Source organism: Chelatococcus sp. HY11 (assembly GCF_018398335.1).
Classification (GTDB): domain Bacteria; phylum Pseudomonadota; class Alphaproteobacteria; order Rhizobiales; family Beijerinckiaceae; genus Chelatococcus.
On record NZ_JAHBRX010000001.1, the window covers coordinates 2,637,156 to 2,651,023 of the forward strand.

Annotated in this window: 13 protein-coding genes; 2 read left to right on the top strand and 11 right to left on the bottom strand. The window is 63.6% G+C overall.

The window, feature by feature from the left end:
- Window positions 1-82: 82 nt before the first annotated feature.
- From KIO74_RS12095 to KIO74_RS12140, 11 genes are all read right to left on the bottom strand, one after another.
- Window positions 83-634, bottom strand: coding sequence for a cucumopine synthase-related protein (locus tag KIO74_RS12095; protein ID WP_213325978.1), 552 nt, complete (start codon window positions 632-634; stop codon window positions 83-85).
- Between the two features lie 5 nt (window positions 635-639).
- Window positions 640-1,083 carry a hypothetical protein gene (locus KIO74_RS12100; RefSeq protein WP_213325977.1) on the bottom strand — a complete coding sequence of 148 codons (444 nt, stop codon included), beginning with the start codon at window positions 1,081-1,083 and terminating at the stop codon, window positions 640-642.
- Window positions 1,084-1,108: 25 nt separating this feature from the next.
- Window positions 1,109-1,927, bottom strand: a complete 819-nt coding sequence (locus KIO74_RS12105; RefSeq protein WP_213325976.1) for an ABC transporter permease — start codon at window positions 1,925-1,927, stop codon at window positions 1,109-1,111.
- Entirely contained in the window at window positions 1,924-2,823 is a 900-nt protein-coding gene (locus KIO74_RS12110) for an ABC transporter permease (protein WP_213332212.1), read from the bottom strand. The genes KIO74_RS12105 and KIO74_RS12110 overlap by 4 nt, the downstream gene beginning before the upstream one ends.
- The gene (locus tag KIO74_RS12115) at window positions 2,820-3,896 is read right to left on the bottom strand and encodes an ABC transporter ATP-binding protein (protein WP_213332213.1); all 1,077 of its coding nucleotides are present in this window, start codon (window positions 3,894-3,896) and stop codon (window positions 2,820-2,822) included. The genes KIO74_RS12110 and KIO74_RS12115 overlap by 4 nt, the downstream gene beginning before the upstream one ends.
- A 130-nt stretch (window positions 3,897-4,026) precedes the next feature.
- On the bottom strand, window positions 4,027-5,085 hold the full coding sequence (locus KIO74_RS12120; RefSeq protein ID WP_213332214.1) for an extracellular solute-binding protein: 1,059 nt from the start codon (window positions 5,083-5,085) through the stop codon (window positions 4,027-4,029).
- 165 nt (window positions 5,086-5,250) lie between these two features.
- Window positions 5,251-6,516 carry a Zn-dependent hydrolase gene (locus KIO74_RS12125; RefSeq protein WP_213332215.1) on the bottom strand — a complete coding sequence of 422 codons (1,266 nt, stop codon included), beginning with the start codon at window positions 6,514-6,516 and terminating at the stop codon, window positions 5,251-5,253.
- On the bottom strand, window positions 6,513-7,892 hold the full coding sequence (gene ertD / locus KIO74_RS12130; RefSeq protein ID WP_213332216.1) for a hydantoin-5-propionate amidohydrolase: 1,380 nt from the start codon (window positions 7,890-7,892) through the stop codon (window positions 6,513-6,515). Before ertD ends, KIO74_RS12125 begins: the two co-directional genes overlap by 4 nt.
- A gap of 120 nt (window positions 7,893-8,012) precedes the next feature.
- The gene (hutH, locus tag KIO74_RS12135; RefSeq protein ID WP_213332217.1) at window positions 8,013-9,626 is read right to left on the bottom strand and encodes a histidine ammonia-lyase; all 1,614 of its coding nucleotides are present in this window, start codon (window positions 9,624-9,626) and stop codon (window positions 8,013-8,015) included.
- A 623-nt stretch (window positions 9,627-10,249) separates the two neighbouring features.
- Complete coding sequence (locus KIO74_RS32220; protein ID WP_283772124.1) at window positions 10,250-10,381, bottom strand: hypothetical protein; 132 nt, start codon at window positions 10,379-10,381, stop codon at window positions 10,250-10,252.
- 24 nt (window positions 10,382-10,405) lie between these two features.
- Window positions 10,406-11,710 (bottom strand): porin, encoded by a 1,305-nt coding sequence (locus KIO74_RS12140; protein WP_213332218.1) that lies wholly within the window; start codon window positions 11,708-11,710, stop codon window positions 10,406-10,408.
- Window positions 11,711-12,134: 424 nt separating this feature from the next.
- Here KIO74_RS12140 and KIO74_RS12145 point away from each other — a divergent pair, with 424 nt between their 5' ends.
- The gene (locus KIO74_RS12145; RefSeq protein WP_213332219.1) at window positions 12,135-12,578 is read left to right on the top strand and encodes a VOC family protein; all 444 of its coding nucleotides are present in this window, start codon (window positions 12,135-12,137) and stop codon (window positions 12,576-12,578) included.
- Window positions 12,579-12,656: 78 nt separating this feature from the next.
- The gene (locus KIO74_RS12150) at window positions 12,657-13,865 is read left to right on the top strand and encodes an MFS transporter (protein ID WP_213335032.1); all 1,209 of its coding nucleotides are present in this window, start codon (window positions 12,657-12,659) and stop codon (window positions 13,863-13,865) included.
- The last annotated feature ends 3 nt before the right edge of the window (window positions 13,866-13,868 follow it).

Consider the following 13,868-nt stretch of genomic DNA (forward strand, 5'->3'; position numbering starts at 1 on the left):
AAATCCCAAAACAAAGCCCGCGTGAGTGACCTCACGCGGGCTTTGCCGCTTGGGACGAGTGCTGAAGCGGGGGGAGACGCTATCAGGCGCCCGTCTTGGCCGCGGCCGCGAATGCGCTCAGTTCCTCGACTGTGCGATGGGGGAACGCGACGCCGAGATTCCACGGGAAGTGGAAGTGGATCCACCGATGCAGGCGGATGACGTACGTCATCATGGAGCCTGTCAACGCGATGTAATCATCCTTCGTTTTCAAATCATCGAGCGCTGCGAGATAGTCATTGCCGAGCCGGTGCAGATCATGCAGCGCCAGATCGCCCATGAACTCGAAGACATTGAAGGGCTTATGCAGGAACGCGCGTGTCATGACGCGGAGCTGATCAAGCGTCAGGTCATCCTGATCCTTGGCCAGACGGACGAAGCGATAGAACACATTGGCGCCGAAGATCATCAGGAATGCTTCCAGATGAACCATGATCGAGAAAGATTGCCCGCCTGAGCCGGCGCCGGTGTCGATGACTCCAAGGCGGATCTTCTGGATCTCCAGGGGCTCATCGAGCCAGATGCGGTCGATCTCTGCCTCGAGTTCGGCCTGCACGGCCTGCCAGGTTTTGGTTGCTGGGAGCGTGGTGCTCATTTGTTTCAGTCCTTCGCTTCACGCAGGATGCCGAGCACGCTACGGCGGACAGGATCGGTGACCGTGCGGCGCCAGACGGCATCGCCGACGCTTTTGAGGGCGGCGAGACTGTCGTCCTCCACATGAGCGAATTCGTTGACCACCGCCGTCTCGGTGATGGCGCCGTAGGTCAGGCAGATCGACTGGCCGGGGGCGTTCAGATAGACCGACCCGACGGTGCGGGTCACCATCACGGGCTTGCCCATGTAAACGAGCCGGCTCGGCAACCAGATGCCGTCGCCGGAGATGACGACATGGCCGAATAAGCTCTTCAGGGGCAGCATGGCGCGGATGGCCGCGCAGAGTTCGGGATTGCCTTCGACATCGAGCCTCATGCCGATCGTGAGATCAAGATCGGGAACATTGAGCTCGAGCCGCGGCTGCGGGGTTGGGCTGGCTGATACGGCCATGCAGGCAACGTCCTTCTGTTGGGGATCAGCGGTTGCTGCCGAGACGTTCGAACCCGATCAACCTGTCGAGCACCAGCATCAGGGCCGTCGTGGCGACGATCATGAGCGTGGCGAAGACCGAAGCGACCGGATCGTAGGTCTCGGCGATGTAGGAAAAGAGCCGCATCGGGAAGGTCACCGTATTGGTACCGCCGATGAAGGCGATGATCACCGCTTCGTCGAGCACGGCGACAAAGGAGAAGATGGCGGCCGCGAAAATGCCGCGCCCCGCGAGCGGCAAGGTGACCGTGATGAAGGCGCGCAGCGGGGTCGCGCCGAAGACCCGGGCAGCTTCCTCCGTCGAACTGTTGAGGCTTTCGATGGTGCCGATCAGAGCGCGCACGATCATGGGAAAAACGATGATCACATAGGCGATCAGCACCGCCCAGATGCTGCCGAGCAGCCCGATCGCCGCCATCACCGGCAAAGCCGCGAAGCCGATCACCACATTCGGCACGAACAGCGGTGCCAGCGCCGCGACGCTGAGAGCGCCGCGTCCGCGATAGCGGCCGCGCACAATCGTCAGCGCGGTGATGAGCCCAAGGACAAGGCTGATGAATGTGACGACGATAGCGAGGACCAGCGTCAGCCACAACGACGACAGGAAGTCCTGGCGTCCCGCGGCAATGCCGTACCAGCGCGTGCTCCAGCCCTGAGGCGGGAAGCTCACGACGTCGCCGGCGGTGAACGACGACATCACCACGACAGCGACCGGCAGAATAAGGAAGATCATGCCGACATAGAACGCGCAACGAGCCAGAATGCGCGCCGCGCGGGCCGCGGGAGAGCGACTGAGAACCATCATGCCGCCAGTCTCCATCGCCGCGACGAGAACACGCGCACCAGCCCCAGACTGAACAGGGCGCTGATGGCAAGCAGCACCACGGAAAGCGCAGCCGCCAGCGGCCAGTTGCCGCCGGCCGTGCCCACTCCCACCGACACCCGCTGGATAAGCAGGCCAGCCATGGTGATCGTGCCGCCCCCGAGCAACGCCGGCACGATGAAGGCGGCCACATTGAGCGCGAAGGTGAAAAGCGCGCCGGTGACGATACCCGGCATGGTCAGCGGCAGCGTCACGGTGCGGAAGACGGTCAGCGGCGGCGCGCCGGACACGGCGGCCGCATGTTCCACATCCCGTGGCACCTTCTCGACGGCCGTGATGAGCGAGAGGATCATGTAGGGCAGGCTCGCATAGACCAACCCGATGAGAATGCCCGTCTCGGTGCCGATGAGACGCGTCGGGCCCTGGGTGAGACCAAGGAGCTGCAGCAGCCTGTCGACGAGGCCCGCGCGCTCGAGCAGGATCTGCCAAGCGTAGATCTTGATGACGAAGGTCACCAGGAACACCGAGGCCACGATCGCGATATAGGCGCCTTTCAGGTGGCCCGCCCGCCGGCAGATATGGTAGGCGATGGGATAGGCAATCAGCACGGTGAAGACGGTGGAGAGTGCGGACAGCCAGATGGAGCGCAGCAACGCCTCGTAATAGATCCGCGAGGTGAAGACCTTGATATAGTTCTCCAGCGTGAAGTTGGCTGTGTAGACCGCAAACACCGACGGCTTGAACACGCTGATGACCGCGAGCCAGCCGATGAAAACCGCGAAGAAAGCCAGCACCGGCAGGCTTGCGAGCGCAAAGGCGGGTGAGGCCGCGAAGGGTAGATCAGGCCGACGGCTCCCACGGACGGGGACGGCGCTCATGAGGCCGCTCCCGCAACCTGATGGACCTCGTTGGGGTCGATGCGAAAGACCACCGTCTCGCCTGGCTGGCCGCCGGCTTCGCCCAGGACCAGCGCCTGCACCGGCTGAGGGAAATCCTCGGCTTTGAGCACGATCTGGCTGGTCGCGCCGCGATAGACGCGGCTCTCGATCAGCGCGCGAAAATGGTTGGAAGGCAGCGCCCCAGCTGGGTCAAGCCCCACGAAATCAATGGCCTCAGGACGGATGGCAACAGTGACCTCGCCGCCGACCGCGACCGGGTTCGTCGCCATCGCCAACGCCTTGCCGGAAGGCAGTGTCACGCCGTCTCGGCCGACCCGCAGGCGCACCAGATTGGTATCGCCGAGAAATGTTGCGGCCGTCAGCGAGCGTGGCCGGCGATAAATCTCGGTGGGTGTGCCGATCTCGCGGATCTCGCCACCGCTCATTACGGCGATACGGTCCGAGATGGCGAGCGCCTCGGCCTGGTCGTGGGTCACGTAGAGCACCGTCATGGCCATACGGCGTTGCAGGGCCGCGATCTCCAGGCACATCTGCTCGCGCAGCTTCGCGTCGAGGTTGGACAGGGGCTCGTCGAGCAACATCACACGCGGCTTGACGGCGATGGCGCGTGCGAGTCCCACACGCTGCTGCTGGCCGCCGGAGAGTTCGGTCGGATAACGCTTGTCCATGCCCGGCAAGCCCACAGTGGCGAGCGCTTCCTCGACGGCAGCGGCGATCTCACGCCGCGGCTTGCCGCGGATCTTCAAGCCATAGCCCACATTGTCGGCAACCGTCATGTGAGGGAATAGCGCGTAGTTCTGGAAAACCACGCTGATATCGCGCTCGTGAGTCGGCACGGCCGTGATGTCGCGCGTGCCGATCAGGATCCGCCCGGCGGTCGGCGACAACAATCCCGCAACGAGCCTGAGGGTCGTCGTCTTGCCGCAGCCGGAGGGTCCAAGCAGCGTGAAGAACTCGCCCGGCTCGATGGTGAAGGAAATGCCCTTCAGCGTGGGAGGCGCGGCCCCATAGGCATGGGCTAGCGACTCCGCAGTCAGGCTCGCGGCGGTCATCGTTTGTTCCAAACTCCTGGCATGGGGATGGCCGCATCATACCCAAATGGCGAATACACGGCTTGGGCTGGGTCGCGCCTCCCAGCCAACGAGGGGCCCGGCCGGGAGGCATCGAGAGAGGCGTTGCCGGTCAGTTGACGGCTTCGTAGAAGGTTTCCGAGATCTGCTGGTTGATGGGCGTTATTTTGTCCCACGGCATCCGCAGCAGCGTATCGATCTTGGCTTGGCCATAGACCATCTTGGCCGCGACGTCATCGGGAACGACGACGGTCTTGTTTGACGGCGCGTAGTAGCCGTTGAGCGCGAAGATCTTCTGCGCTTCCGGCCGCAGCATGTAGCCGATCAGCTTTTCCGCCCAGTATTTGTTCGGCGTGCGGGTCACCATCGCGGTGGTGGCGATCATGACGCCGCCTTCCTTCGGGATGACGAAGGCGAGGGGCAGTTTGCTCTCCTCGGCGAAGGCCGCGACCTGGCTGTCGGTCCATACCGCAAGACCGGCGCCGGCATTGGTGAAGCCAGCGCGGGTGGTGGCGGTGTTGGTAGTGATGGCGGCGAGGCGCGATTTGAGATTCTTCGTCAGAAGTTCGCCGACCTTCTTGTAGTCTTCCGGCTTCTCCGGCCAGGCGCCGTTCAGCTCCTTGGCCATGATAGCCATCCAGGCGACGGTGTTCTGGGCGTCTGGCTGGCGCACCACGATCTTGCCCGGCGTCTTGTCCGAGGCGAGGTCGAACCAGGAGGTCGGCGGGGTCGGCCACTGCCTCTTGTCATAGGCAAGGCCCAGAGCCGAGAAGTTGACCGCGACACCGTCCGGGGTCTTGGCGATGTCGTAGATATCCTTGAGCTCCGGGATGTTGTCCGGATCGAGCTTGACGATCAGTCCCTGCTGGCCGGCGATCAAATTCTCGACGATGCCGGCGATGAGGATATCGAGCTCTGGCGAGGCGCCCTGCGCCTGCAGTTTCGCGAGCGGCGGAGCGCTCGGAACGAGCTCCACCTTTATGCCCGTATCGGCTTCGAATGGCGCGATGACCGCCTTGCGCATATTGGCTTCGAAAGGACCGGCATAGACGTTCATCGTCAACTTGGCGGGCTTCGGCGGCTCAGCCGCCCCGGCCGACGCGGGCACGAGCGCCGCGGCCGCGATTGCGCCCGCGGCAGTCAGCTTCAGGAGGCTCCGGCGATCCAACATATTGATGTACCCCTCATTTTTAGAATGTTTTACGTTTGGCCGCCCCGACGTGCGAGTCGCCGAAACAGCAATCGTGTTCCTGAAGCAAACCGGCCCGGATCGCGCTTGCCAATGATAGTGATGTCGAAACTGCCGATAAGGGCGGCCGAACCGTGCCGTGATGGGTCACGACGCCGTGCCGGCCCCTCCCGCATCGAGACGTCGGATCGCCTGATGGATCACGGCCGCGCCCTTGGCGATTGCGTCATTCTCTGTCCATTCCTCCGGCGTGTGGCTGCGGCCCTCCCGGCACGGTATGAACACCATCGCCGCCGGCGCGATCCGCGCGATCCAGGCCGCGTCATGCCCGGCGCCGGAAGCGAGCGCCCGACGCGACAGACCAAGCGTGTCGGCGGCCTCTGCCAATGTCTGCTGGAGCGTCGTGTCGCAGGCTACCGCGTCGTTGTCCGAGATGATGCGGGGGCCGGTCACGGCGGCACCGTGCTGCCGCTCTAGAATCGCTGCCTCCGCCGCCAGCGCCGTGATGAAGGCCTCCATCGCGGGACGACATTCGGCGCGTGCGTCAATCAACAGCTCCACCTTGGAGGGAACGACATTGGCGGCGTTCGGGAGAACGCGAAACTCGCCCACGGTCGCCGTGAAATGTCCCTCGCCCTCCGGATGCGCCATGGCGAGTGCTCTGACGGCGCGCACGAGATCCGCCGCCGCTACCAATGCGTCGCGGCGGGCATGCATCGGCGTAGTGCCGGCGTGATCAGGCCGCCCCTCTATGATGAACTCGATCCGGGTGATCCCGACGATGGCCGAGACCACACCGATATCATCGCCGCTGTCTTCAAGGATCGGCCCCTGTTCGATGTGCAGTTCGATAAAGGCCTTGATGTCGCCGCGCGCCGCGTCGGCCAGACGGTCGGGATCCCCACCCACCTGCCGGATGCCCTCCGTCAACGTGAGATCGCCGCTGACACGCCCGAGCCATGCTGGATCAAGACGGCCAGCCATGGCCCGGCTGCCGACGCAGGACACGTCGAATATGCTGACTTCCTCGGCGAGAAAGTCGATCACCTCGAGATCATGTTCAAGCACGATGCCCGCATTCGCCAATGAGCGCGCGACTTCGAGGGCCGTGACCACCCCCGCCACCCCGTCGAAACGGCCCCCATCGGGCACGGTGTCGGAATGCGAGCCGATCAGGAGGGTGCCAGTGCCGGGCCTGCTGCCGGCGCGCCGGCCGATCAGATTGCCGGCCGCATCTATCCGCGTCTCGAGACCGGCGGCGCGCATCCGCGCTTCGATATAGGCACGCCCCTCCAGGAAACGCGGCGTGAACGCGCGCCGCGTCCAGGGCTTGTCCGGATCGGTGATCCGCGCCAGCGCCTCGATATCCTCGGCGATCCGGTTCGCCTTGACCGGCCAGTTCTGTCCGCTCATGCCGTGCTCGCGATCGCACGGGTGAGTGGCGGGCGAACGAACCGGCCGTTGCCGGGCTCGGCGAGCACAGCCCGGCCGTCATAAACCTGCTCGCCACGCAGGTAGGTGGCGGTAATGCGCCAGGGCATCGTCATCCCGTCATAGGGGCTCCAGTCGACCACGTTGTGACCACTGGCGGCCGCCTCATAGACGTAGGGCTCAGGCGTCATGACGATGATGTCGGCATCGAAGCCGGCGGCAAGATTGCCCTTGCGGTCATCGATACGGAAATGCCGGGCCGGATTGGCGCTCATGAGCCGCGCCGCCCAGGTCAGCGGCACGCCGCGCTCCAGCGCGCCCTTGACGAACAGCGGCACCATAGCCTCGAGCCCCGGCACGCCGGATGCATTGGCCAGCATGTTCGGGTCGGTCTTGCGATCCGCGGTCCACGACACGTGATCCGTCGAGACGAGCCAGACATTGCCGGCCGCCACCTGCCGCCAAAGTCCTTCGACCTCCGCGCGGGGACGCACCGGTGGATTGATCTTGGCCTTGCCGCCGAGGCGGCGCACGTCGTTCTCCTCGTCGAGCACGAGGTAATGGATGCAGCATTCCACTGTTGCGGTGAAGCCTTGCGTGCGATACGCGGCGGCGATGTCGTAGCCGCGCGAAAGCGAGCAATGCACCACATGGGCATCACAGCCCGCCATCGCCCCGATCTCGTAGATCTCGTGCATGGCAAGCAGCTCGGTGATCGGGGGGCGTGAGAGGCCATGGGCGCGCCAATCGGTGATGCCCGAGGCCCTGACCTGCGCCATGTAGGTCTCGACCGCCTCATGGTTCTCATTATGGACACCGGCCGCCAGTCCCTCGCGGGCTATTGCCGTGAAGCATTCAAGGAGGAGCTGAGGCGGGATGCGCGGAAAACGCACGGGATGAGTGCCGAAAGTGGAGAACTTGAAGGCGCAGGCCCCCGCCGCGACCATCTCGGGTATGCGCGCCGCGCCTTCCTCGGGATTGACCGTGCCATGCAGCGCGAAATCAACCCGCGCCTGGGGCGCGGCGTGTGCGACCTTGCTCTTCAAAGCCTCGGCGGAGCAGATGAGATTGCCGTCGTCATAGGGCATGTCGACAATCGTTGTAACGCCACCAGCCGCCGCCGATCGCGTCGACCAGATGAAATCCTCAGCGCCCTTCTGCGAAAGCGAATGAACCTGCGCGTCGATGGCGCCAGGCAGGATGAGCGCCTCGCCAAGGCTGTGCCGCTCGCGCGCCGCCGGGGGAGCACCCTGCCCCACCAAAGCGACGCGGCCATCACGTACCGCCACGAAGCCACCCGGAACAACGCGATGGGGCAAGACGAGTGTGCCAGCCAGCACGAGATCGAAATCAGACATCGTGATTTCCCTGAAGAGCGTTATCGGTCGCGGGCGGCGCAAGCGCGCGCCTCTGTCGTGTCATCGTCTGGCCAGCGGGGCGAGCCCGGACGGACCCGCCCGTCGATCGGAGGCCTGGGCTCAGTTTAATGCGCCAACCCTGGCCTCGACCGCCGCCAGCAGTTCACCGCTCTGCGCCATCTTGATCGCAGGCACGGACTGGCGCTGCATGTAGGCATCCTCCTGCTGCAGCGGCAGGCGGCTCTTGATGAGGTCGTACAGCGCCTGGCTGCCGCCGCCGAGCTGGAAGCCGCCCAGCGCTTCCTGGGTGAGGAAGATGGCCTTCGCGGCGAGCATGGCCTCGATGCCGAGAATCTTCGGCACATTGTCCAGCACCTGGCGCGTCTTCCGGCAGGCCCACGTGGCCATGGAGACGTGGTCCTCCTGGCTGCTCTTGGTGGGAATGGTATCGGCGGTCGACGGGAAGGCGAGCGTCTTGTTTTCCGAAGCAACGGCGGCTGCCGCCGTGGAGATGATGCCATAGCCATAGTTGAGGCCGATGGGCTTGCCGGCCAGGTTCGGCGGCAGACCATAGTTCAGGGTGGTGTCACACAAGGCGAACAGACGACGCTCGGAAATATTGCCGATCTCGACAAGGGCAATTGCCAGGATGTCCATGGCGAAACCCAGCGGCTCGCAATGGAAATTGCCGCCAGAGAGGAATTCGAGCGCGCCACGGTCGTTCCAGAACACCAGCGGGTTGTCGGTCGCAGCGTTCAATTCCCGCGTCACGATGGCCTTGCAGTGATCGAGCTGGTCACGGCAGCTGCCGTGCACCTGGGGCAGACAACGGAAGGAATACTGGTCCTGCACGCGGGCGGAATGTTTCGGGTGGAGGATGTCGTCCTCCAGATGCACCGCGCGGCAGGCTTCCGTGGTGCGTCGGCTACCGGCGATGATCCGGCGAATATTCTCGGCCGTGGCGATCTGGCCCGGCTGCTTGCGCACCGCATGGATGCGTGGATCGAAGGCCGCCTGCTCGCCGCGGATGGCCTCCAGGCTCAGGGCGCCGGTGGCGTCGGCGAGCTTCATGAGGCGCTCGGCATCCCAGAGGTTGAGGGAAGCCATGCCAGCGCACAGGCTGTTGCCGTTGATAAGCGCGAGGCAATCCTTGGCGCGCAGGTCGAAAGTCACGGGCGCGATGCCGGCCTTCTCCAGCGCCTCGGGGGCCGGCATACGCTCGCCCCCGAAGATCGCCTCGGCCTCTTCGTAGCCGATGAGCACGGAGACCATATGCGCGAGCGGCGCGAGGTCGCCGGACGCACCGACAGAGCCCTGGATCGGCACAACAGGATGCACGCCGCGATTGAGCATCTCGACCAGCCGGTCCACGACCTCGATCCTCAGGCCCGAGGCACCAAGGCAGAACGCATTGATGCGCACCGCCATCATGGCGCGGACGATCTCCTCGGAAGCCGGCTCGCCAATGCCCGAGCAGTGGGAGAGAACAATGTTGCGCTGGAACTTGTCATTGTCAGCCTGGCTGATGGCGTAGTCCTTCAGCTTGCCAACGCCGGTATTGAAACCATAGGTTGGCGGGGCATTCTCGGTCAGCCAGTTTTCCTCAATGTAGGCCCGTACGCGCACGATCTCATGACGCGCGCGATCCGCAATCGCGACCTTCGCCCTTTGGCGGGCAATCTGGACGACATCTTCGATCGTCAGGCTGTTACCGTCTAGAATGATAGTGCTCAATGGACCGATCCTTGCCACTCTTCTACGCCGCCAAGCGATATCCAGCTCAGTGATATCCGGGCCAAGGCCAAGGAGCTCGCCATGACATCATCCGTCGAGCTGAACGCCGGGCCACCCACGACATCCGTATCGGACGCGCAACCGAGCGGGTACATCTGAAATCCGAAAGCGGCCAATAGGAATTTTCGATTGTTGACCACGCCTGCCGCCGGTCCGCAGCAGCGCGCCTGAACCCAAGATCACGAGGCGATCCCATGCGCGCGAGCATCCTGCGGCTGGCCCTGACCACATGTCCTTCGTGGAAGCGACGAAGGGAGCCAAGTCACCGCTTCGTGTTGTCGCGCCCTACTCCTATCGGCTACTATGCCGGCAAGGCGCGTGGGAAAATGCGCCCGCGCCATAACCTGCGGAGGGCCTCCGATGAACTCCCTGAGTTTTAGCTGTACCGTCTGCGGTCATGTCTGTGTTGAGAACGAGGTCAAACCGCTCGGGCGTTTTTGCATATGCCCGGTTTGCGCGGCCGTGACCCCGATGCCCCTGTTGGGAAGAGACTCCCGCTGGTGGCTGGCGGCCACTTCACACCCGTCAAACAGAACACAGCAAAGTATACTACCAACGAAACATTAGATTTTTTCGTTGAATGCTTTCACCGCTTTGATGCCGGAATAAGGCAGGAATATTTGTGGCGGCTTTTCATAACAAGCCGCAAAACCTGCAGCTACGGCGATTGGAATGTCCTTGACAGGTTTGTCCATGCGCGGCCGGCAGCCCGCCATCGCTCAGAAAGCGCGTTCCAGGAAGACTTGAAGCGAAGTCTGGCGCCCGGCGAGGGAGGTTGAGACGACACGGCCAAGGATTTCGGCGTTCTGCCAGGCGGTTGAGCCCTCCACGCCAATCTTGATGCCGTTGAAAGGCTTCCAGACCAGGTTCGCCGACAATCGGTCTATCCTTATATGTCCAGCCTCGGAGCCCGGAAACGGCAGCTTGAGATCGTAGCGGCTGACATAGGCGTTCGTGGACCACGTATCGGACAAATCATGGCCGATCGACAAGACACCCGACCAGCCGCGCGTCGCATGGCCAATCGCAAGCAAAGGAAGCACAGCCCGTCGATCGAGCTGCGAGCCGATATAAGGGGCGGCGTCAATCGCACCCGCGATCTGACCGGACAATATCGTATTCCGTCCAAAAAGCGCATGCTGCCAAGTCGCTCCGATGATAGCGGCTCTGCCGAGGCGGCGCGACGAGTCGCCTGTGAGCCGCTGGTCGTGCAGAGCGACGGCGCCATGGATGGTGAGCGTGCCGTCGTCGTAGAGAAGCCTCGCCACACCGTCCGGCATGCGCGCGCCACGCGAAAAACCCAGAGCGCTCTGGTTGCTTTCAAGGGTTTCGGCGGATAGTGAAAACTGAAGTGTGTCGGTGAGACGGCGATTGACGCCAAAGAGGCCGACCGTGCGGCTCGGGATACGGCCGACCAGAACGAAATCCTCTCCCGTCCAGAAATCGAACCAGGACGCTGTCACACCGGCCGTGAACGGCCCTAAGGTGATGCTGGCTTCCTCGACCGTCGGATTGTCGTCGCTCGTCGTATCGAACATGAATTCGATTGCAGTGGATAGATACAGCCCGTTGGCAAGAGCCTGTCCACTTTCCAGCCGCAGTGAGGCCGTGATTGGAAATGTCGTTACATCCGGCGAGATACGCACAAGGCCCGCTGCCGGGGCCTTGATACGATACCAGTCGTACTGCATGCCAGTCGACAACGTTCCCGAAATAGAGACGCAGGTATCCGATCCCGGAACATAAAAGCCGGCGGGAGCATCACTTCCATCGGCCTCATCATCGTCGTCATCGTCGTCTGGATCATCCCCCAGATCCTCAGCCTGCCGTGTGCCATTCCCTGCCTTGCTGGAAAGCAGCGGACTTTGCTCTGGTGCCGATACCGTGCAGCCGTGCAGCGCCGACCGTCGCTTGACGGCGGCGAGCGCGCCCGTTGCGGCCTGCGGCCCAAGAAGGCTGACAAGCGCGGCGATGACACCGGGATGTAAAAGCGAGCGATGCCCCATTGCCATCACTGAAGACATTCCGCGACTCATCAGCGCCACGCATTCTTTTGAGGGCGGCCGCGGCGGCATGCAAGAGCCGATCCGAGACGTCCCCTCCAGAATAGCGCTTCGCTGACGCGGCCGATGGATCTCCACCACGGTCGTTGAAGTTCACAGGCGACTAGACCGGCATCGTCTTGAAGAGGGGGGGGGAACAGGCTACCCAAGGACCGTCGGACATGGCGCCGTCGCCCCTGACCAGCCTGATGGATCTCGACGGACACCATCTGTTTTCGCCGGGACGGTTGACATTCAGGGTCAAATTACGTTGATATCAACTTAGATAGGGACATGTCAGGCGCCGACCCGAAAGTGCTTCACTGGGTCCGACGCCCCATTCGGCGTGTCCTTGCGATTCGATATCGCCTGACACTTCGAGAACCCGACAAACGAGGAGACGACCATGAAGATCGTGACCAGCCTGAGCTTCCAGGGGCAATGCCGCGAGGCATTCGAGTTCTACGCCAAGGTCCTCGGCGGAAAGATCACCGCGGCGTTTCCCTATGGCGATGCGCCTCCCGGCATGCCGATCACCGACGAGAAATACAAGACCTGGCTGATGCATTGCTGGCTCGAAGTGGGCGACCAGGCCTTGATGGGCGCCGATATGGATGTCGAATGGGCGCGCAACATCGACAAGCCCAAGAACGGCTTCGATGTGACCCTGCACACCACGGACAAGGCAGAGGGACAGCGCTGGTTCCAGCAACTGTCCGAAGGCGGCCAGGCGGTCATGCCGTTCGGCGAAACCTTCTGGTCGCCGGGATTTGGCTCGCTCATCGACCGGTTCGGCGTACCATGGATGGTGAACACCATTCCCTCGGCGGACTGGAAGCCGCAGGGCTGATTTGAAGCCCGAAGAGTGGCAGGCGCACCCGATGCCCGGATCATGCATCGGGTGCTGTTGGCGGAGCCGGAGGAGATCATGAACCATCCCTATCGCTGGGTCATCGTCGCGGCTGGTGGCGTTCTGGGCTGCGTCGCGGCTGGCGCCATGTTTTCCCTGCCCGTCTTCCTGCGGCCGATGTCAGAGGATACCGGCTGGTCCGTCACCGGCGTGTCGATGGCCATGACGATCGGCTTCCTCGCCATGGCGGCGGCCAGCATGGTTTGGGGCAACCTCTTCGACAGGTTCGGTCCCCGCCCGGTCGTGCTGACGGGCTCGGTGGTCCTGGCCGCGAGCCTTGCACTGGCCAGCCGGGCGGCCTCTCTCACTGAGTTCCAGCTTCTGTTCGGCCTTCTGGTCGGGGTAGCGACCGCCGCCGTCTTCGCGCCGATGATGGCGGCCGTGACGGGCTGGTTCGACACCCAGCGCGGCCTTGCGGTCTCGCTGGTCTCCGCTGGCATGGGCCTGGCGCCGATGACGATGGCGCCGCTCGCGGCCTGGCTGGTCACCATCCACGACTGGCGCACCGCCATGCTGATCATCGCCGGCATCGCGGCGGGGCTCATGATCCCCGCGGCCCTCCTCGTACGGCGTCCGCCGGCACTGGAAGGCGGGCATGCCGAAGCGGCGGCCGATGGGCAGCAATCGGGGATGACAGTCCGGCAGGCTGTACGCTCGCCGCAATTCCTTATCCTGATGCTGGCGAACTTTTTCTGCTGCGCCACCCATTCCGGCCCGATCTTCCACACCGTGAGCTATGCGGTGACCTGCGGCATCCCGATGATCGCCGCCGTGTCGATCTACAGCGTCGAGGGTCTGGCGGGCATGTTCGGCCGCATCGGCTTTGGCCTCGCGGGAGACCGCTTCGGCGCGCAGCGTGTCCTCGTCATCGGGCTCATGGCGCAGGCGTTCGGTGTGCTCGCTTATGCCTTCGTCGATCAGCTTGGCGGCTTCTATGCCGTCGCGGTGGCCGTCGGCTTCATCTATGCCGGCACGATGCCGCTCTATGCCGTGATCATCCGTGAGAACTTCCCGCTGAAGATGATGGGCACGATCATCGGCGGCACCGCGATGGCCGGCAGCCTTGGCATGTCGACAGGACCCCTGCTCGGTGGCCTCATCTACGACCATTTCTCCAGCTATGTATTGATGTATGTCGGCTCCTGGGGCATGGGCCTGACGGCCATGCTGATCCTGATGGCGTTCCGGCCGTTTCCCAAAAGGCAGATGGAGCCCGCGACGGCTTGAGGG